At 72.5% G+C, this 20,448-nt stretch carries 15 protein-coding genes; 12 read left to right on the forward strand and 3 right to left on the reverse strand.

Translation table 11 applies throughout. The features are described 5' to 3' along the window. Window positions 1–310: 310 nt before the first annotated feature. Window positions 311–1,294 (forward strand): TerC family protein, encoded by a 984-nt coding sequence (locus tag E0L36_RS05775; protein WP_180927738.1) that lies wholly within the window; start codon window positions 311–313, stop codon window positions 1,292–1,294. An 83-nt stretch (window positions 1,295–1,377) separates the two neighbouring features. Here the strand turns inward: E0L36_RS05775 and E0L36_RS05780 are convergent, their stop codons facing one another. From E0L36_RS05780 to uvrA, 3 genes are all read right to left on the reverse strand, one after another. Continuing rightward, entirely contained in the window at window positions 1,378–4,812 is a 3,435-nt protein-coding gene (locus E0L36_RS05780) for a phosphodiester glycosidase family protein (RefSeq protein WP_374705509.1), read from the reverse strand. A 559-nt stretch (window positions 4,813–5,371) separates the two neighbouring features. Continuing rightward, a complete protein-coding gene (locus E0L36_RS05785) occupies window positions 5,372–5,812 on the reverse strand; it encodes a Rieske (2Fe-2S) protein (protein ID WP_258015909.1) in 441 nt (146 codons plus the stop codon). A gap of 42 nt (window positions 5,813–5,854) precedes the next feature. Beyond that, window positions 5,855–8,857: an excinuclease ABC subunit UvrA gene (gene uvrA / locus E0L36_RS05790; protein ID WP_180927739.1), complete on the reverse strand. Its 3,003-nt coding sequence runs from the start codon at window positions 8,855–8,857 to the stop codon at window positions 5,855–5,857. Between the two features lie 221 nt (window positions 8,858–9,078). On the opposite strand from uvrA, the gene E0L36_RS05795 reads away from it, so the two are divergent. From E0L36_RS05795 to E0L36_RS05845, 11 genes are all read left to right on the forward strand, one after another. After that, entirely contained in the window at window positions 9,079–9,969 is an 891-nt protein-coding gene (locus tag E0L36_RS05795; RefSeq protein WP_258015910.1) for a maleylpyruvate isomerase family mycothiol-dependent enzyme, read from the forward strand. A 9-nt stretch (window positions 9,970–9,978) separates the two neighbouring features. Then, window positions 9,979–10,635, forward strand: coding sequence for an MBL fold metallo-hydrolase (locus tag E0L36_RS05800; protein WP_180927740.1), 657 nt, complete (start codon window positions 9,979–9,981; stop codon window positions 10,633–10,635). Window positions 10,636–10,692: 57 nt separating this feature from the next. Further along, on the forward strand, window positions 10,693–12,942 hold the full coding sequence (gene uvrC / locus E0L36_RS05805) for an excinuclease ABC subunit UvrC (protein WP_180927741.1): 2,250 nt from the start codon (window positions 10,693–10,695) through the stop codon (window positions 12,940–12,942). Between the two features lie 111 nt (window positions 12,943–13,053). After that, on the forward strand, window positions 13,054–13,989 hold the full coding sequence (gene rapZ, locus E0L36_RS05810) for an RNase adapter RapZ (RefSeq protein WP_180927742.1): 936 nt from the start codon (window positions 13,054–13,056) through the stop codon (window positions 13,987–13,989). Window positions 13,990–13,995: 6 nt separating this feature from the next. Then, entirely contained in the window at window positions 13,996–15,069 is a 1,074-nt protein-coding gene (gene yvcK, locus E0L36_RS05815; protein WP_180927743.1) for a uridine diphosphate-N-acetylglucosamine-binding protein YvcK, read from the forward strand. Continuing rightward, window positions 15,060–16,037: a DNA-binding protein WhiA gene (gene whiA / locus E0L36_RS05820; protein ID WP_180927744.1), complete on the forward strand. Its 978-nt coding sequence runs from the start codon at window positions 15,060–15,062 to the stop codon at window positions 16,035–16,037. The genes yvcK and whiA overlap by 10 nt, the downstream gene beginning before the upstream one ends. A gap of 330 nt (window positions 16,038–16,367) precedes the next feature. Then, window positions 16,368–17,372: a type I glyceraldehyde-3-phosphate dehydrogenase gene (gene gap, locus E0L36_RS05825; protein ID WP_180927745.1), complete on the forward strand. Its 1,005-nt coding sequence runs from the start codon at window positions 16,368–16,370 to the stop codon at window positions 17,370–17,372. A 74-nt stretch (window positions 17,373–17,446) separates the two neighbouring features. Next, on the forward strand, window positions 17,447–18,676 hold the full coding sequence (gene pgk / locus E0L36_RS05830) for a phosphoglycerate kinase (RefSeq protein WP_180927746.1): 1,230 nt from the start codon (window positions 17,447–17,449) through the stop codon (window positions 18,674–18,676). 37 nt (window positions 18,677–18,713) lie between these two features. Further along, window positions 18,714–19,469, forward strand: coding sequence for a triose-phosphate isomerase (gene tpiA, locus E0L36_RS05835; RefSeq protein WP_180928629.1), 756 nt, complete (start codon window positions 18,714–18,716; stop codon window positions 19,467–19,469). Window positions 19,470–19,632: 163 nt separating this feature from the next. Beyond that, window positions 19,633–19,869: a preprotein translocase subunit SecG gene (gene secG, locus E0L36_RS05840; RefSeq protein ID WP_180927747.1), complete on the forward strand. Its 237-nt coding sequence runs from the start codon at window positions 19,633–19,635 to the stop codon at window positions 19,867–19,869. Window positions 19,870–20,051: 182 nt separating this feature from the next. Next, window positions 20,052–20,387, forward strand: a complete 336-nt coding sequence (locus tag E0L36_RS05845) for an RNA polymerase-binding protein RbpA (RefSeq protein WP_180927748.1) — start codon at window positions 20,052–20,054, stop codon at window positions 20,385–20,387. Window positions 20,388–20,448: the final 61 nt, after the last annotated feature.

A 20,448-nucleotide genomic window follows, 5' to 3' on the forward strand; every position in this document is an offset into this window, starting at 1 on the left:
CGGTGGGCCGGTGCCGTCGCTCCGTGCGGGCGCGGCACCGGCCCTTCGCCGTGCCGGGCCCGGGAGCTGACGGCCGGGCCCGGCACGGACGGCCCGAGTTCCCGCAGGAGGGCGGGTGCTTGGCCGGGGCTTTACCTTTCCTTGGTTCTGCTTTACTGTTCTGGGTGCGGAGGGGAGTATTCCCACCACGCGGCGTCTCGTCAGTACGGGCCGAACATGACCGGTCCCGGGGCGTCGGTCCGGTGCCGTTGGCGCCCCGGGCGGAAGAGACCTCCGGCGATGCGTGTACGCAAGCCGGAGGGGCTGTCTCGTGGATGTATCCCTGCCCGTATGGGCGTTGACCATTGTTGGTCTCTGTGCCTTGATAGCCGTCGACTTCTTCGTCGGCGGCCGGAAGCCGCATGAGGTCTCCCTGCGGGAGGCCGGAATCTGGACCACGGTCTGGGTCGTGCTCGCCGGGCTCTTCGGCCTCGGCGTCTACCTCTTCGGCGGAGCCACCCCCTCCGGGGAGTTCTTCGCGGGCTTCGTCACCGAGAAGTCCCTCAGCGTCGACAACCTCTTCGTCTTCGTGCTGATCATGGCGAAGTTCGCCGTTCCCTCCATCTACCAGCAGCGGGTGCTGATGGTGGGGGTGCTGATCGCGCTGGTGCTGCGCGCCGTGTTCATCGCCGCGGGCGCCGCGATGATCTCCGCCTTCTCCTGGGTCTTCTTCCTCTTCGGCGGTTTCCTCGTCTGGACGGCCTGGAAGCTCATCCGGGACGCCCGTCGCGAGGAGGAGCCGTACGAGGGCAACCGCTTCCTGCGGCTGGTCCAGCGCCGCGTCCCCTCCACCGACGAGTACCACGGCACGCGGCTATTCGTCCGGGAGAACGGCAGGCGGCTGATGACGCCGATGCTGATCGTGATGCTGGCGATCGGCAGCACGGACGTGCTCTTCGCGCTGGACTCCATCCCCGCGATCTACGGGCTGACCCAGGACCCGTACCTCGTCTTCACCGCGAACGCCTTCGCGCTGATGGGGCTGCGGCAGCTGTACTTCCTGATCGGCGGACTGCTGCGGAAGCTGGTGCACCTGTCCTACGGGCTCTCGGTGATCCTCGGCTTCATCGGCGTCAAGCTGGTGCTCCACGCCCTGCACGAGACCGGGGTGCACGTCCCGCAGATCAGCATCCCCGTCTCGCTGAGCGTGATCTTCGGGGTGCTGCTGGTCACGACGGTCACCTCGCTGCTCGCCTCCCGCCGGGAGCGGGAGCGCGCCGAGGCCGACCGGGAGCACGCCGGAGTGGGTTCCTGAAGCGGCCCGCGCCGACACGGTGACGCGACGGCGCCCGGCCGGGAGTTCCCCGGCCGGGCGCCGTCCCCCGTTGCTCGGGGCGCTCAGCGCACCACGCGGATCGTCCGCTCGGCCCGCTCGCCGTTGACCTCCACGCTCAGCGTGACCGTCCCCGGCCGGTGGGCGACGAGCTTCCCGGAGTCCGGCCGGTAGGTGGCCACACAGCCGCCCTTCCCCGGCGTGACCGTGCCCGCGCCCGCGCCGCCGTTCTTCACGCAGAGCCCCCGCGAGCCCGACCAGTCGCCGCTGAGCGGCCAGTTGACCGGTACCTTCCGGGTCGCTTTCCCCTCGCCCTGGAGCACCTCGGCCGACGCCTCACCCCGCGCACCGGCCCGCAGCCGCTCCGGTGCGGTGAGGGTGAGCCCGTCCACATGGGCACGGGTCCGCACGGCGAGCCAGTCCCCGCCGCGCGGCGCCTTCCGGTCGACGCCGACCAGCGACCAGCCGGTGAAGCCGCCCTCGTCGGCCGCCGTGGCCGGGGCCTTCCCCGCGTTGCCGTTGATCAGGTACGGGACCCCGTTCACCCGCGAGGCGTCGAAGAAGCCGGTGTGCGCGCCGATGAACGCGGCGCCCTTGCCGCTGCGCGCCCGGAAGTCGCCGAGCCAGTCCTCCAGCAGGTCCGCCTCCATCCGGTCGGTGAGCTGGCTGGCGTGCGGCGGCGCCGGGTCCCGGGGCGGCACGTGTGAGATCACCGCGACCGAGTCGACCGAACGGTCCCGCCCCGCCGCGTCCAACTGTCGCCGCAGCTCGCGGTACTGCTCGTAACCACCGCCGCGCAGCGTCAGGGAGGAGGTGTCCAGGGTGATGAACCGGGTCCCCCGGTGGTCGAAGGTCCGGCGCGCCGGACCGAACTCCCTCACGAACTCCTCGGTCGATCCGCCCATCACCTCGTGGTTGCCCGGGACGTAGTACCAGGGCACGGCGTCTCCCAGCTCCTCCTCCAGCAGACGCCGGGCGAAGGCCAGGTCCTCGGGCGACCCCTCGTCCACCAGGTCGCCGTTGATGACGGCGAAGTCCGGCGCGGCGGCGCGGATCTCCCGGAGCGTGCGGCGCGCCTGCCGCACCGCCTCGCTGTCCGGCTCCCGTGCGACGAACTGCGCGTCCGAGAGGACCGCGAACCGCCAGTCCCGCCCGTCCACATCGGCCGCCGTGGAGATCAACCGGTCCCGGGGGCGGCTCAGTTCGGGCAGCTGGGCGTCGGGTGGGGTGCGCGCCACCAGGCCGTCGACGGTGACCTCACCGGCGTACCGCTCGGCGGCCCGGGTCTCGGCGAGGTAGAAGCGGTCGACACGCAGTGGGTACGCGGTGCCGTCCGGCACCTCGAAGGTGACCTGCCGCCAGCCCTCCCAGTCGACGTGCGGGGCGCGGAGGGCGTGCGCGGCCCCGGTGGCGTCCCGCACCTGGAGGGAGGGCCAGGCCCCGCGCCCGTCCCCCTTGATCCACAGCGTGAGGGAGCGCGGCTGGCCGCTGATCGGCAGGGGTTCCGGCGGGGCGGCGTAGGCGGCCCGGGTCGCCGTCGACTCGCTGAAGTCGTAGCGGAGCCGGAGCCCCTGGCCGTTCCGTCCGTCCGGGTCGGCGGAGAGCGAGCCGGACGCCCGCGCGGCGCTGAACTCCCAGTCGTCGGCGTCCTCGAACTCGGCGAGCCCCTGGTCGCGCAGGCCGACGGTGACCGCCAGCTGGGCGCTCTTCCCCCGCACCGTGACGGTCACCGTTCCGGAGGCCGACTTCCGCCCGGCACCGGCCCGGACGGTGAAGGCCCCCGCCTCCCGGTCACGGTCCGGCGCGATGGTGAACAGCCGCTTGTCGTACTCCAGTTGGACGTCGGCGGGGTCGATCGGGGCGCTGCTGCCGTCGGCGGCGAACCCGGTCACCCCGAAGGAGCCGGTGTCCGAGGCGTCGGCGAGCCCCACCCGGTCGCTCGTCGGGCGCACCCGGTCCAGCTCACCCAGGACGGACAGCCGCGTCGATCCCGTGGCCTCGCCCTGCCGGGCCGTCACCTCCACCTCTCCGGAGCGGCGGGCGTGGAACACCCCCTCCGCGTCCACCGTGCCCACGTTCCCCCGGGCGGTGTGCCAGCCGGGCCGGGCGGGAGCCGGGCCGTACGTCTCGTCGTGACCGGCCGCCGTCAGCCTCCGGGTGAGCCCCGGGAAGACCCGCTCGGGGTGGCCGCCCGGCACGTTGTCCGCCGTGGGCGCCCGGTCCGGGTCGATGGCCGTCTCGACCCAGAGGCCGGTGAGCCGCCCGCTGCCCTCGGGCGCGGTCAGCGCGATGCCGTTCGGCACCTTCCGCTCCTCGCCGTCCGACGGGGAGTTCTCCAGCTGGGGCTTCTCCGCGCCCGGCTCCCGGGCGAGCAGCGTGGAGGAGCCGCCACCGTCCAGGTTGAGCGCGTTGTGCGCCCCCAACTCCTTCATCAGCCGCCCGAGTTCGGTGAGCGTCACCCCGCCGGAGGCCGCCTGCCGCCCGTCCACGGTGAGGACGTGCATCGTCCCGCCGTCCGCGGAGAAGCCGACGGCGGTGCGCGGGGCCGCCGCGTTGTTCGGCCTGCCCTCCCAGTCCTGCGGCTTCCCGTCGACCACCAGCAGCCCCCGGCCGCCGACGGCGGTGCGCGGCACCGGGCCGCCGTCGGTGCGCACCCGGTACTCCCAGCTCACCCGGTCCCCGGCGCGCAGCGCCGACAGCGCCCTCGCGCCCGCGCCGCGCCCCACCAGCACCGTGCTGTCCTTCGGGATGGCGCCCTCGCCGGGCTTCCGCGCCGTGGTGGTGACCGCGCCGTCCTCCACCACGACCTCGACCGCCTCGGCGGCGCCGTCGGTGGTCAGCGCGCGGTCGGCGGTGCCCCAGCGCGTGTCGTACGCGCCCACGCCGTCCTCCGGAACGTCGGCCGCGTTGTGGCCGTCCAGCTTCCGCTTGCCGTCCGGCAGCGTCAGGCCGCCCTCGAAGTACAGGTCGAGGACCCGGCCCGCGGCGCCCGGGCCGATCCCCACGGCCTCCGAGACGTCCGGCGCGGGGGAGTGGGTCGCCTCGCCGTCCCGGACGCCGGGACCCAGCGGCGCGCCCGTCTCGTTGATGTCGAAGAAGTCCGCGTTGAGGGCCGCGACCGTGCGACGGCCCTCACCCGGGTCGTGCCCGGCGGCCAGGTCACTCACCTTCCGCGGCGTGGAGACCTCCCCGGAGGAGAGGTAGTCGGTCCGCGTGCCCTCCGTGCCGCCCCCGAGGTCCACGCTCAGCGCGTCGGCACGCAGCCAGGCGTCGGGGCGCAGCCGGTCGAAGGAGGTGAGCGTGGTGCCGGGCGCCACCGGGCGGGTGGTGCGGGACAGCTCCATCCCCTCGTCGCCCGGGAGCGCCCGGGGGCGCCGTGGCAACTCCCCGGCGGACGATCCGGGCGCCGCCGCCACCGGCCCGGGCTGCTGCCGGGCCGGGGCCGCCCCCGGCGCCGCCTGCGCGGCCGGGGTGAGGCCGAGGGCGACCGCCGTGGTCACCACCGCGCCGAGCAGAGCCCGGGCGCCCTGTCTGTGCCGTCCTCCGCGCCGTCCTGTGCTGTGGTGCGATTCCGTCACATCAACCCCCACAAAAACGGGTTCACCATGCGATCTCCACACGGTTCCCACAGATTCCCAAGGAGGGTGTGAGAGGCACCAGATGACGGAGGTGAACACGGCACGAACCCGCCATCGGCCGTAAGAACCCGCCAGGTGGCCGAGGGCTCCCGGGGTTTCGGTCACCGCGCGCCGGGCAGGCCGAGAGGCTCCGTTCAGGTGGTTCAGGTGGTTCAGGTGGTTCAGGTGGTTCAGGTGGTTCAGGTGGTTCAGGCGGTTCAGGCCGTTGGGGCCGCGCGGGCCCGGACCGGACCGGACCCAGCCCGCGCTCCGCGACCCCACGGGACGCACCCGGCGCCGCCCGAACGACGGCCGCCCGCCACCGCTGCCGGATGGGAGCGGAGGCGGGCGGAACGGAGGCCCGGAGGAACGCGAGCCGGGCGGGCGGTGCGGGCGGGGAGGCGGCCAGGGGCCCGTCCGGGCGGTGGGCGCGAGCCCCCGGTCAGGCGCTGGGCCGGACGAGCAGCGTGCCGTCCTTCTCCACGCTGACCGGCAGCTTCCGCAGCGGAGCCGTCGCCGGGCCGCGCGTCACCTCGCCGGAGTCGACGCGGAAGCGGCTGCCGTGTCGTGGGCAGCTCGCCTCCTTGCCCTCCACGCCGCCCAGCGGATTGCTCTGGTGCGTGCAGACCGCGCTGAAGGCGGTGAACTCGTCCTTCTTCACCTGCGCGACCAGCACCTTCTCCGCCGCGTACAGCTTCGCGCCGCCGACCGGGACGGCGCTCGCCGCCCCGAGCCGGATCTCGCCCTCCGGACCCTCCCGCTTCGAGTCCCCGCCGTCGTCCTCGGCGGGGCCGGAACAGGCCGCCGCGGTCAGGCCGAGCGCCGCCAGAGCGGTGCCGCACAGCATGGTGCGGCGCGGGATGTGCTGTTCGTTCGTGGTCATCCGCCGCACTGTACGTCCTCCCTGACCGGTGGCCGCCACGGGTCAGCGCTTCTTGGGCGCCGCCCGCCCGGCGCTCCGCGCACCCTTCGCTGGCGCCTTCGCGGACCCCTTCGCGGAAGCGCTCGCCTTCTTCGCACCGCTCTTCCGCGCACCGCCCCGCCCCGCGCCGTCGCCCGCCCGGGTGGGCTGGGTGGCGTCGCTGACGCGGCTGCCCAGCACCTCGCGGAGGAACTTCCCGGTGTGGCTCGCGGGCAGCCCGGCGACCTGCTCCGGGGTGCCCTCGGCGACCAGGGTCCCGCCACCGCTGCCGCCCTCGGGCCCGAGGTCGACCACCCAGTCGGCGGTCTTGATCACGTCCAGGTTGTGCTCGATGACGAGCACGGTGTTCCCCTTCTCCACCAGGCCGTCCAGCACCCCGATGAGCTTGCGGATGTCCTCGAAGTGCAGCCCGGTGGTCGGCTCGTCCAGCACGTAGACGGTGCGGCCGGTGGACCGCCGCTGGAGCTCGCTGGCCAGCTTGACCCGCTGCGCCTCACCGCCGGAGAGGGTGGGCGCTGGCTGGCCCAGCCGGACGTAGCCCAGACCGACGTCGTTCAGCGTGCGCAGGTGACGGGAGATGGCGGGCACCGCCTCGAAGAAGTCCATCGCCTGCTCGATGGGCATGTCGAGCACCTCGGCGATGGACTTGCCCTTGTAGTGCACCTCCAGGGTCTCCCGGTTGTAGCGCGCTCCGTGGCAGACCTCGCAGGGGACGTAGACGTCCGGCAGGAAGTTCATCTCGATCTTGATCGTGCCGTCGCCGGAGCAGTTCTCGCACCGGCCGCCCTTGATGTTGAACGAGAAGCGGCCCGGCAGGTACCCGCGGACCTTGGCCTCGGTCGTCTCCGCGAAGAGCTTCCGGACGTGGTCGAAGACGCCGGTGTAGGTCGCCGGGTTGGAGCGCGGGGTGCGCCCGATCGGCGACTGGTCGACGTGGACCACCTTGTCGACCAGGTCGTCCCCCTCCACCCTGCGGTGCCGCCCCGGCACCGACTTCGCGCCGTTCAGCTCCCGCGCGAGGTGGGTGTAGAGGATGTCGTTGACCAGGGTCGACTTGCCCGACCCCGAGACACCGGTGACGGCGGTGAACAGGCCGAGCGGGAAGGTGACGTCGACGTCCCGCAGGTTGTTCTCGCGGGCGCCGACCACCGTCAGCTCCCGGCCCGGCTCGGGGGCCCGCCGCTCGGTGGGGACCGGGATCTCCGCCCGGCCGGAGAGGTAGTCCCCGGTCGCCGAGGCCCGGTTGGCCAGCAGCCCCTTCAACGGGCCGCTGTGCACCACCTGACCGCCGTGCTCCCCGGCGCCGGGCCCTATGTCCACGACCCAGTCGGAGGCCTTGATGGTGTCCTCGTCGTGCTCGACGACGATGAGCGTGTTGCCCAGGTCGCGCAGGCGCACCAGGGTCTCGATCAGCCGGTGGTTGTCGCGCTGGTGGAGGCCGATCGACGGCTCGTCCAGGACGTAGAGCACACCGACCAGGCCCGAGCCGATCTGCGTGGCCAGCCGGATGCGCTGCGCCTCGCCACCGGAGAGCGTGCCCGCCGCGCGGTTCAGGGAGAGGTAGTCCAGGCCGACGTCCACCAGGAAGCGCAGCCGCTCGTTGACCTCCTTGAGCACCCGCTCCGCGATGGTCTTCTCGCGGTCGTCCAACCGGAGGCCGAGCAGGAAGTCCGCGCACTCGCTGATGGACATCGCGGCGATCTCCGCGATCGACTTCCCCTGGACCGTGACCGCGAGCACGATCGGCTTGAGCCGGGTCCCCTCGCAGCTGGGGCAGGGCACCTCCCGCATGTACCCCTCGAAGCGCTCCCGGCTGCTGTCGGTCTCCGCCTCCTGGTGGCGCCGCCGGACGAACGGCACGACGCCCTCGAACGCGGTGGTGTACGCGCGCTCCCGGCCGTACCGGTTGCGGTAGCGCACCTCGATCTGGGTCTTGTGCCCGTGCAGCAGGGCCTTCTTCGCCCGCTGCGGCAGCCCGGCCCACGGGATGTCGGTGCGGAAGCCGAGGGCGTCCGAGAGGGCGTTGACCAGCCGCCCGAAGTACTCCCTGGTGTGCCCGTGCGACCAGGGGTGGAGCGCGCCCTCGTCGAGCGACTTCTCCTCGTCCGGAACGATCAGGTCGGGGTCGACCTCCATCCGGGTGCCGATCCCGGTGCACTCCGGGCAGGCGCCGAAGGGGGAGTTGAAGGAGAAGCTGCGCGGCTCCAGCTCCTCGAAGGAGAGGTCGTCGTACGGGCAGTAGAGGTGCTCGGAGTACATCCGCTCGCGCTGCGGGTCGTCCTCGTCGAGGTCGACGAAGTCCAGGATCACCATGCCGCCGGAGAGGCCGAGCGCGGTCTCCACCGAGTCGGTGAGCCGCCGCTTGGCGTTCTCCTTGACCGTGAGCCGGTCGACCACCACCTCGATGGTGTGCTTCTCCTGCTTCTTCAGCTTCGGCGGATCCGAGAGCTGCACCGTTCGCCCGTCCACCCGGGCGCGGCTGTACCCCTTGGTCTGCAACTCGGCGAAGAGGTCGACGAACTCCCCCTTCCGCTCCCGGACCAGCGGCGAGAGCACCTGGAAACGGCTGCCGGGCTCCAGCGCGAGCACCTTGTCCACGATGGCCTGCGGCGACTGCCGGGAGATCGGGCGCGCGCACTCGGGGCAGTGCGGTCTGCCGATCCGGGCGTAGAGCAGGCGGAGGTAGTCGTAGACCTCGGTGATGGTGCCGACCGTCGAGCGCGGGTTGCGCGAGGTCGACTTCTGGTCGATGGAGACGGCGGGCGAGAGGCCCTCGATGAAGTCCACGTCGGGCTTGTCCATCTGCCCGAGGAACTGCCGCGCGTAGGAGGACAGCGACTCCACGTAGCGGCGCTGGCCCTCCGCGAAGATCGTGTCGAAGGCGAGCGAGGACTTGCCCGAACCCGACAGACCGGTGAAGACGATGAGCGAGTCGCGGGGGAGGTCGAGCGAGACGTTCCGCAGATTGTGCTCGCGCGCGCCACGGACGAGAAGACGGTCGGCCACGCCGGTTGGCACCTTTCGTGAGAAAACGGGACTCCCGAGACGGTTCGGGTGCCCCCGACCAAGAGTATGGGGGGCGCCGACCGGGTGTCCCGGTGGATCCAGCCAGCGCCCCACCGACTCTATAGCACGCCCATTCGATTTACCGGCTCCCCGGCACACCACACCACCGATCGCCCTCACTCGCCCGTGGGATGGGCCTCGCGGGCGCTATGTTGACGGTTATGACGGTCACGATGCCGCCCGCCCAGGACGCGGCGCGCGCCAGGGAGGCCACCGGCCGCCTGCTGGCCGCGCTGAGCCCGCCCTCCGAGGAGCGCTCAGCCCCGACAGCCCAGGCAGCCCCCGCGGACCTCGGTAATCCGGCAGCCACCGGAGGTGCCCGGAGTACCGGAGGCCGCGGCGGACCCGGGCGCACCGGCGCCGGGGAGCGTGACCGCGCCGCCCGGCCGTGGTGGGCGGGGCCCCCGGGCGCCGAGCCGGTCGAGCGCAGGCCCTCGCTGCTGCCGGGCTGGACGGTGGGACACGTCCTCACCCACCTGGCCCGGAACGCCGACGCCCTGGTGAACCTGGTCAACGGCCGCCCGATGTACGCCGGCGAGACGCGGCGCGACGACGATATCGAGCGGGGCGCCGGCCGCCCCCTCGCCGCCCTGCTGGAGGACGTCCGCACCGCCTCGGCGCGGCTGGACGCGGCGTTCGGGGAGCTGACCGAGGCCGATTGGCGGCGCACCGTCGAGCTGCGCGGCGGTCTCACCGACCGGCTGTCGGGGCTGCCCTTCCGGCGCTGGGCGGAGGTCGAGCTGCACCGGGTGGACCTCGGTCTCGGCTACCACGTGGACGACCTGCCCCGGGACTTCGTCGACCGGCAACTCACCGCGCTCGCCCAGCGGTTCGCCGGGCACCCGGGGATCGCGGCCGCCATCGAACTGCGGCCTGGATCGGGGGGCGCGGGGACCGGCTCGGAGGGCGCGCTGATCCGCACGGGCGCTCCGGGCGGCGAGGTGGTGGCTGTCTCCGGCAGCCCGGCCGCCCTGCTGGGCTGGCTCACCGGCCGGGGCGGGACCCGGAGTCTGCGGGTGCGGGGTTCCCTGCCCGCGCTTCCGCCGCTCTAGGGTGGCGCCATGACGTACACCGGAGCAGTGCGGGTCGGCGGCCCCGCCGACGTGCACGAGCTGGCCCACCTGATCATCTCCAAGGTCGCGGTCGGCCCCATGGACAACAACGCGTACCTGCTGCGCTGCCGGGCCACCGGCGAGCAGCTGCTGATCGACGCGGCGAACGAGCCCCGGACGCTGCTGGACCTCATCGGGAAGGACGGCATCGCCTCCGTCGTCACCACCCACCAGCACGGCGACCACTGGCAGGCGCTGTCCGAGGTGGTGGACGCCACCGGAGCGCGCACCCACGCGGGCGAGTTCGACGTGGAGGGCATCCCGGTGCCCACCGACGTACCGGTGGCCGACGGGGACACGCTGCGCGTCGGCGAGGTCGAGCTGACCGCCCGCCACCTCACCGGGCACACCCCCGGCTCCATCGCGCTGGTCTACGACGACCCGCGGGGACACCCGCACGTCTTCACCGGCGACTGCCTCTTCCCCGGCGGGGTGGGCAACACCTGGGGGGACGCCGAGGCGTTCACCACCCTGCTGAACGACGTGGAGACCAAGCTGTTCGACCGGCTGCCCGACGAGGCGTGGGTCTATCCGGGCCACGGCGGTGACACCACGGTGGGCGCGGAGCGCCCCAAGCTCGGGGAGTGGCGCGAGCGCGGCTGGTGAACAGGCCCGGGATCGAGGGCTGGAGGGGGCGTCGGTCCCCGGACGTAGGGTGTCGGCATGGCCGACCCCTCCAGCTACCGCCCCAAGCCGGGACAGATCCCCGACTCCCCGGGGGTCTACCGCTTCCGTGACGAGCACCGGCGCGTGATCTACGTCGGCAAGGCGAAGAGCCTGCGGCAGCGGCTCGCCAGCTACTTCCAGGACCTGTCGGGCCTGCACTCGCGCACCCGCACGATGGTCACCACCGCCGCCTCCGTCGAGTGGACCGTGGTGGACACGGAGGTCGAGGCGCTCCAGCTGGAGTACTCCTGGATCCAGGAGTTCGCGCCGCGCTTCAACGTCAAGTACCGCGACGACAAGAGCTACCCCTACCTCGCGGTCACCATGAACGAGCGCTTCCCCCGCGTGCAGGTGATGCGCGGTCAGAAGAGGAAGGGTGTGCGTTACTTCGGCCCGTACGGCCAGGCGTGGGCCATCCGGGAGACCGTCGACCTGACGCTCCGGGTCTTCCCCGTCCGCACCTGCTCGGCGGGGGTCTTCAAGCGCTCCGCGCAGATCGGCCGCCCCTGCCTGCTGGGGTACATCGACAAGTGCTCCGCCCCCTGCGTCGACCGGATCTCCCCCGAGGACCACCGCGAACTGGCCGAGGAGTTCTGCGACTTCATGGCCGGCCGCACCGGCACCTACCTGCGGCGGCTGGAGGCGCGGATGCGGGAGGCGGCCGAGGAGATGGAGTACGAGCGGGCCGCCAGGATCCGCGACGACATCGACGCCCTCACCCGCGCGATGGAGAAGAACGCCGTCGTGCTGTCCGACGGCACCGACGCCGACCTCATCGCCCTCGCCGAGGACGAGCTGGAGGCGGCCGTGCAGATCTTCCACGTACGCGGCGGCCGGGTGCGCGGGCAGCGCGGCTGGGTCACCGACAAGGTGGAGGACATCGGCGCCCCCGAACTCGTCGAGCACGCCCTGCAACAGCTCTACGGCGAGGAGAGCGGCGAGACCGAGGGCGAGGGCGGCAGCGGGGGCGTGCCCCGGGAGGTGCTGGTCCCCGTGCTGCCCGCCACCTCGTTCTCCGGGACCCCGGAGGAGACCGCGTCGGCGGAGACGGACTCCGCCGGGACCGCGCCGGACGGGGCCGCCGGGGAGGGCGCGGCGCCGGACGGCTCCGCCTCAGCGGAGCCGGGACACCTGGAGGAGCCGGAGCGCCCGGCGGACGCCGCGCAGCCGATAGCGCGCTGGCTGGCCGAGCGCCGCGGCTCGGCCGTGAGTCTGCGGGTGCCCCGGCGCGGCGACAAGCGGGCCCTGATGGAGACCGTGCAGCGGAACGCCGAGCAGGCGCTCAACCTGCACAAGACCAAGCGTGCCTCGGACCTCACCACCCGCTCCCGGGCGCTGGAGGAGATCGCCGAGGCGCTGGACCTGGAGTCCGCCCCGCTGCGCGTCGAGTGCTTCGACGTCTCGCACCTCCAGGGGGAGGACGTGGTCGCCTCGATGGTGGTGTTCGAGGACGGGCTGGCGCGGAAGAGCGAGTACCGCCGCTTCCAGATCCGCTCCTTCGCCGGGCAGGACGACGTCCGCGCGATGCACGAGGTGATCAGCCGCCGCTTCCGCCGCTACCTCCAGGAGCGGCAGCGGACCGGTGAGTGGTCGGTCCCCGAGGGGACCGCGGACGCCACCGCGCCCCCCGCCCCCGAGCCCGGGCCCACGTCCGAGCCCGGCCCCGCCCCGGACTCCGGTTCCCCGGCGGGGGAGGAGCGGGCCCCGGTGGCGCGCACCGCCCGGGACGAGGACGGCAGGCCCCGGAAGTTCGCCTACCCGCCGCAGCTGATCGTCGTCGACGGCGGTCGTCCGCAGGTCGCCGCCGCCCGCTCCGCGCTGGACGAGCTGGGGATAGACGACGTGGCGGTCTGCGGCCTCGCGAAGCGGCTGGAGGAGGTCTGGCTGCCGCACGAGACGGACCCGGTGGTGCTGCCCCGCACCAGCGAGGGGCTCTACTTCCTCCAGCGCGTCCGGGACGAGGCCCACCGCTTCGCCATCACCTACCAGCGCGGAAAGCGTGCCAAGGCGCTGCGCGCCGGTCCGCTCGACGCGGTGCCCGGGCTGGGGGAGAGTCGTAAGAAGGCGCTGCTGAAACACTTCGGCTCGGTCAAGCGGCTGCGCGCGGCCACGGTCGACGAGATCACCACCGTCCCGGGGGTGGGCCGCAAGACCGCCGAGACGGTCGTCGCGGCGCTGGCCGGGGCCGCTCCCGCCGGGCCCGCGGTGAACACGGCGACCGGTGAGATCGTGGAAGAGGACGGCTGAGCCGGACGGGACCGGGGGAACCGGACGGTGTTCGGGAGGTGACCGGGGGCGACCGGCGCGACGGAGCGCACCGCCCCCGCCACCGCGGATGACGACGGGGGCTGAGCGGACATGACGATGCCAGAGGACGAACGTGGAGACGGAGCACAGGTGAGTACGGCCAATCCGGTGGAGGGCTCGGAGGTGACCATCCCCGAGCTTGTGATCATCTCCGGGATGTCGGGGGCCGGGCGCAGCACGGCCGCCAAGTGCCTGGAGGACCTCGGCTGGTTCGTGGTGGACAACCTGCCCCCCGAGCTGATCCCCACCATGGTCGACCTCGGGGCCAGGTCGCAGGGGAACGTGGCCCGTATCGCGGTGGTCGTGGACGTACGCGGGCGGAACTTCTTCGACAACCTCCGCGGCTCGCTCGCCGACCTCGCGGCGAAGCGCGTCGCGCGCCGCATCGTGTTCCTGGAGGCCTCGGACGACGCCCTGGTGCGGCGGTTCGAGTCGGTCCGCCGCCCGCACCCGCTCCAGGGCGACGGGCGGATCGTGGACGGCATCGAGGCCGAGCGGACCCTGCTGCGGGAGCTGCGCGGCGACGCCGACCTGGTGATCGACACCTCCAGCCTGAACGTCCACGAGCTGCGGGCCAAACTCGACGCCCAGTTCGCCGGGGACGAGGAGCCCGAGTTGCGGGCCACCGTGATGTCCTTCGGCTACAAGTACGGTCTGCCCGTCGACGCCGACCTGGTGGTCGACTGCCGCTTCCTGCCCAACCCGCACTGGGTTCCCGAGCTGCGCCCCTACACCGGCACCAGCGAGGAGGTGGCGGCCTACGTCCTCAACCAGCCGGGGGCCAAGGAGTTCCTGGACCGCTACACGGAGTTGCTCCAGCTCGTCGCCGCCGGATACCGGCGTGAGGGCAAGCGGTACGTGACCATCGCCGTCGGCTGTACCGGCGGCAAGCACCGCAGTGTGGCGATATCCGAGAAACTGGCGCGAAGGCTGTCCGACGAGGGCGTGGAGACCGTCGTCGTGCACCGGGATATGGGACGTGAGTGAGGTCGTATGGCGCGCAGGACCGTCCGGCTGGGGCGCCTCGTCGGCGCGCCCGGGGCGCGGGGCAGAGGAAGCGCGCTGGGCAGGTCCGGGAAGGCGGGGAAGGCCGGCGCCGCGGGCAAACAGCCCAAGGTGGTGGCGCTCGGCGGCGGCATGGGGCTGTCCGCCTCGCTGACCGCGCTGCGCCGGATCACCGGTGACCTCACCGCCGTCGTCACCGTGGCGGACGACGGCGGCTCCAGCGGGCGCCTCCGCGACGAGCTGGGTGTCCTGCCCCCCGGCGACCTGCGCAAGGCGCTGGCGGCGCTGTGCGGGGACGACGACTGGGGCCGCACCTGGGCGGAGGTCATCCAGCACCGCTTCGAGAGCCGCGGCGACCTCCACGACCACGCGGTGGGCAACCTGCTGATCGTCGCGCTCTGGGAGCAGCTCGGCGACCACGTCCAAGCCCTGGACCTGGTCGGCAAGTTGCTCGGCGCGCACGGCCGCGTGCTGCCCATGTCCGCGGTGCCGCTGGAGCTTCGGGCGCTGGTGCGCGGACACGACCCGGAGCTGCCCGGGGAGCTGTCGACGGTGTGCGGACAGGCCACCGTCGCGCTCACGCCCGGCGAGGTGCGCCGCGTCGAACTGGTGCCGGCCGACCCGCCCGCCGTCCCCGAGGCGGTCAACGCGGTGCTCGACGCGGACTGGGTGGTGCTCGGCCCCGGCTCCTGGTTCTCCTCGGTGATCCCGCACCTGCTGGTGCCGGAGCTGGCCCAGGCGCTGACCGACACGAAGGCCCGCAAGGTGCTCTCGCTCAACCTGGCGCCCCAACCGGGCGAAACCGCCGGTTTCTCCCCGCAGCGTCATTTGGAGGTTTTGACGCGACACGCCCCTAAACTCACCCTCGACGTGGTGCTGGCCGACCAGGCCGCCGTGCCCGATCAGGATTCGCTACGCGAAGCCGCGAAGCGCTTCGCGGCAACGGTCGAGCTGGCGCCGGTGGCTGCCCCTGGCGGGCTGCCCCGGCACGACCCGGAGCTGCTGGCCGCCGCGTACGACCGTATTTTTCGGATGCATGGAAGGATCGGCCCATGGCGATGACGGCTGCGGTGAAGGACGAGATCTCCCGGCTCCCCGTCACCCGGACCTGCTGCCGGAAGTCCGAGGTCTCGTCGATCCTGCGCTTCGCGGGCGGCCTGCACCTGGTGAGTGGGCGGATCGTGATCGAGGCGGAACTCGACACCGGCATCGCCGCACGGCGGTTGCGCAAGGACATCCTGGAGATCTTCGGCCACTCCTCGGACCTGGTGGTGATGGCGCCCGGTGGCCTCCGGCGCGGCAGCCGCTACGTCGTGCGCGTGGTCGGCGGCGGTGACCAACTGGCCCGGCAGACCGGACTGGTGGACGGCCGGGGCCGTCCCATCCGCGGCCTCCCACCCCAGGTGGTGTCGGGGGCCACCTGCGACGCCGAGTCCGCCTGGCGCGGCGCCTTCCTGGCGCACGGCTCGCTCACCGAGCCCGGGCGCAGCTCCTCGCTGGAGGTGACCTGCCCGGGGCCGGAGGCCGCGCTGGCGCTGGTCGGCGCGGCCCGGCGGCTCCAGGTCGGGGCGAAGGCCCGGGAGGTGCGCGGGGTGGACCGCGTGGTCGTCCGGGACGGTGACGCGATCGGCGCGCTGCTGACGCGCCTCGGCGCGCACGAGTCGGTGCTCGCCTGGGAGGAGCGGCGGATGCGCCGGGAGGTGCGGGCGACCGCGAACCGCCTGGCCAACTTCGACGACGCCAACCTGCGCCGCTCGGCACGGGCGGCGGTGGCCGCCGGGGCGAGGGTGCAGCGGGCGCTGGAGATCCTGGCCGACGAGGTGCCGGAACACCTCGCGGCGGCGGGCCGGCTGCGCATGGAGCACAAGCAGGCGTCCCTGGAGGAGCTGGGCGCGCTGGCCGACCCGCCGCTCACCAAGGACGCGGTGGCCGGGCGCATTCGGCGGCTCCTCGCGATGGCTGACAAGCGCGCCCAGGACCTGGGCATCCCCGGCACCGAGGCCAGCCTCACCGAGGAAATGGTCGGCTGACGCGGCCCGTTGCCCGAGGCGCGCCGCGAAAGCGGGGCGCGAGGGGGTTTCGGGCGGCGCGCGTGGGCAACGCGTACCGTCCCGCCTCCGGCCAGCACCGGGCGTCGGCGGCCGGACGTCCGCGGCCGAACATCGGCCCGCGGCGGTCAACACGGCCCGGCCGCCCGGGGGTTGCCGGGCCGCGGCGGACCGGCTCCGGTGCGCCGCGCCGGGCGCTTCCGGCCGATGTCACCTCCCTCATCCGCGCGCGGTAGGGTCGGACGTGGTCGGGGACATCCCAAACAGCTTTCGCCGGTGTCCTTACCGGCGCACCAACGAGGAGATCGGTTCGTGACGATCCGCGTAGGCATCAACGGCTTCGGCCGCATCGGGCGTAACTTCTTCCGCGCGCTGCTGGAGCAGGGGGCGGACATCGAGATCGTCGGTGTCAACGACCTGACCGACAACGCGACGCTGCTGCACCTGCTGAAGTACGACAGCATCCTGGGCCGTCTCCAGCAGGACGTCAGCCACACCGACGACACCATCACGGTCGGCGGCCAGACCTTCCGGACGATGGCCGAGCGCGACCCGGCGCAGATCCCCTGGGGCGAGCTGGGCGCCGACATCGTGATCGAGTCCACCGGCATCTTCACCAAGAAGGCCGACGCCGAGAAGCACATCCAGGCGGGCGCGAAGAAGGTCATCATCTCGGCCCCCGCCAAGGACGAGGACATCACGGTCGTGATGGGCGTCAACGAGGACCAGTACGACCCGGCGAAGCACAACGTCATCTCCAACGCCTCGTGCACGACCAACTGTGTCGCGCCGATGGCCAAGGTGATGGAGGAGAACTTCGGCATCGTCAAGGGCCTGATGACGACGGTGCACGCCTACACCAACGACCAGCGCATCCTGGACTTCCCGCACAAGGACCTGCGCCGGTCGCGCGCCGCCGCCGAGAACATCATCCCGACCACGACGGGCGCCGCCAAGGCGACCGCGCTGGTGCTCCCGCAGCTCAAGGGCAAGCTGGACGGCATCGCGATGCGCGTGCCGGTGCCCACGGGCTCCGTCACCGACCTGGTGCTGGAACTGGAGCGCGAGGTCACCCGGGACGAGATCAACGCCGTCTTCCAGAAGGCCGCCGAGGGGCAGCTCAAGGGAGTCCTGGAGTACACCGCGGACCCGATCGTCTCCTCCGACATCGTCAACTTCCCGGCCTCCTGCGTCTTCGACTCGCTGCTGACCATGGCGCAGGGCAAGCAGGTCAAGATCGTCGGCTGGTACGACAACGAGTGGGGATACTCCAACCGCATCGTCGACCTGACCGTCTTCGTCGGCAACCAGCTCTGAGCCCCGGCAGCACGAGGTGAGCGGCAGGGCTCGTGCGCCGCACGTGCCCTGCCCCACGACTGGCAGGAGCCACCATGAAGACGATCGACGAACTCCTCGCGGAGGGCGTCGCGGGCGAGCGGGTCCTCGTCCGCGCTGACCTGAACGTCCCGCTGGACGGTGCCACGACCCCCGAGGAACAGCGCATCACCGACGACGGCCGGATCCGGGCCGCCGTTCCCACCATCCGGGCGCTCGCGGAGAGCGGCGCCCGCGTGGTCGTCGCCTCTCATCTGGGCCGCCCCCAGGGCGCTTCGGACCCGCGGTTCTCGCTGGCCCCGGTCGCCCGGCGACTGGGCGAACTCCTCGGACGTCCGGTCGCGTTCGCCGGGGACACGGTGGGGGACAGCGCGAAGGCCACCGTCGGCGCACTGGCCGACGGCGAGGTCACGCTGCTGGAGAACCTCCGCTTCAACCCCGGCGAGACCAGCAAGGACGACACGGAGCGCGGCGCCTTCGCGGACCAGCTGGCGGCCCTGGCCGACCGGTACGTCTCGGACGGCTTCGGCGCGGTGCACCGCAAGCACGCCTCGGTCTACGACCTGCCCGCGCGGCTGCCGCACGCCGCCGGGTACCTCATCGCGGACGAGGTCGCGGTACTCCGGAAGCTCACCCAGGACGTGCGCCGCCCGTACGCCGTCGTGCTCGGCGGGGCGAAGGTCTCCGACAAGCTCGGGGTCATCGACCACCTGCTGGGCAAGGCCGACCGGATCCTGGTCGGCGGCGGCATGGTGTACACCTTCCTCAGGGCGCAGGGTCACCAGATCGGCGACTCGCTCCTCCAGGAGGACCAGGTGGACACGGTCCGTGGCTACCTGGAGCGCGCCGAGCATCTGGGTGTGGAGTTCGTGCTCCCGGTCGACGTGCTGGCCGGACGCGGGTTCCCCGACCTGGTGGCGAAGGCGCCCACCCACCCGGAGACCGTCCCGGCGGACGCCATCCCGGACGGCCTCCAGGGCCTGGACATCGGCCCGCGCACCCGTAAGCTCTACGCGGCCAAGCTGGCCGACACGGCGACGGTCTTCTGGAACGGCCCGATGGGTGTCTTCGAGCACCCTGACTACGCCGAGGGCACCAGGGCCGTCGCGCGGGCGCTGCTCGACAGCTCCGCCTTCACCGTCGTCGGCGGAGGCGACAGCGCCGCCGCCGTCCGGCAGCTCGGCTTCGACGAGAACGCATTCGGCCATATCTCAACCGGCGGCGGCGCCAGCCTTGAGTACCTCGAAGGCAAGACGCTTCCCGGCCTCGCCGCACTGGAGGACTGACCCCGTGACTGAAACCCCCCAGGGGCGCACCCCGCTGATGGCGGGCAACTGGAAGATGAACCTCAACCACCTTGAGGCCATCGCGCACGTCCAGAAGCTCGCCTTCGCCCTGACGGACAAGGACCACGCGGCGGTGGAGGTCGCGGTGCTGCCGCCCTTCACCGACCTCCGGTCCGTCCAGACCCTGGTCGACGGCGACAAGCTCAAGATCAGGTACGGCGCCCAGGACGTCTCGGCCTACGACTCCGGCGCCTACACCGGCGAGATCTCCGGCCCGATGCTGGCCAAGCTGAACTGCACCTACGTCACCATCGGTCACTCCGAGCGACGGCAGTACCACGGCGAGGACGAGCCGCTGGTGAACGCCAAGGTCAAGGCGGCCTTCCGGCACGAGCTGACGCCGATCCTCTGCGTCGGTGAGGAGCTGGAGGTGCGCGAGGCGGGCCAGCACGTCGCGCACACCCTGGCCCAGGTGGACGGGGCACTGAAGGACGTGACAGCGAACCACGCCCGGTCCATCGTGATCGCCTACGAGCCGGTGTGGGCCATCGGCACCGGCAAGACCTGCGGACCGGGGGACGCGCAGGAGGTCTGCGGCGCCATCCGGCAGCGGCTGGGCGAGCTGTACGGCCCGGACGTGGCCTCCGCCGTGCGGATCCAGTACGGCGGCTCGGTGAAGTCGGACAACGTGTCGCAGATCATGGCGCAGCCGGACATCGACGGCGCCCTGGTGGGCGGGGCCTCGCTGGACACCGAGGAGTTCGTCAAGATCGTCCGGTTCCACGCGAAGTAGCGAGTGACGGCGGGCCGCCGCCCGTCGTACCCTGTCGGGGGCCGGGACGGCCTGGCCCCCGACCCGGGGGGACGGCCAGGGGCCGGGTGCGGAGTCCCGCGCCGGCGCTTCCGGCCAGTTTGATGAGTTGTCCCGCTAACAGTCCGAGAGAGTTGGTCCAACCGTGGTCACGGGGTTCTCGATCGCCCTCATCGTCGTCAGCCTGTTGCTGTTGCTGCTGGTGCTGATGCACAAGGGCAAGGGCGGCGGCCTCTCCGACATGTTCGGTGGCGGCATGCAGTCCTCCGTCGGCGGCTCCTCCGTCGCCGAGCGCAACCTCGACCGGATGACGGTCGTCGTCGGTCTCGTCTGGATCGGGATCATCGTGGTGCTCGGTCTGCTGATGAAGTTCCAGAACTGAAACTGACCCCTGCACAGGAGCTGACAGGGGATCGTGGGCGCTGCCTATCATGAGGCTCGCGTCCCGAGCTGACGCAGTAACTCACGTCACCGGACGCGCGTTGGGCCCTACGTACACTAGGGCGCCCGCAGCGGGACCGTGCAGTGATGCCCCGCGGCACCATGAGGCAGGGAGTTACGACCGTGACAGGTGGCAACGCGATCCGGGGAAGCCGGGTTGGTGCGGGGCCGATGGGCGAGGCGGAACGCGGCGACACGGCCCCGCGCCTGCGCATCTCCTTCTGGTGCTCCAACGGGCACGAGACGCAGCCGAGCTTCGCGAGTGACGCGCAGATCCCCGAGAGCTGGGACTGCCCGCGCTGTGGTTTCCCCGCGGGCAAGGACCGGGACAACCCGCCGGACCCGCCGCGCACCGAGCCGTACAAGACGCACCTGGCCTATGTCCGCGAGCGGCGCAGCGACGCCGACGGCGAGGCGATCCTCGCGGAGGCGCTGGCCCGTCTCCGTGGCGAGATCTGAGGTCGCGTCCTCCCACGCTCTTCCGTCCGCCGGTCCGTGCTTCCCCCCGCTTTCGCGTTCT

Origin of the sequence: Streptomyces sp. AJS327, from assembly GCF_013450295.1 — a bacterium.
Classification (GTDB): Bacteria; Actinomycetota; Actinomycetes; order Streptomycetales; family Streptomycetaceae; genus Streptomyces.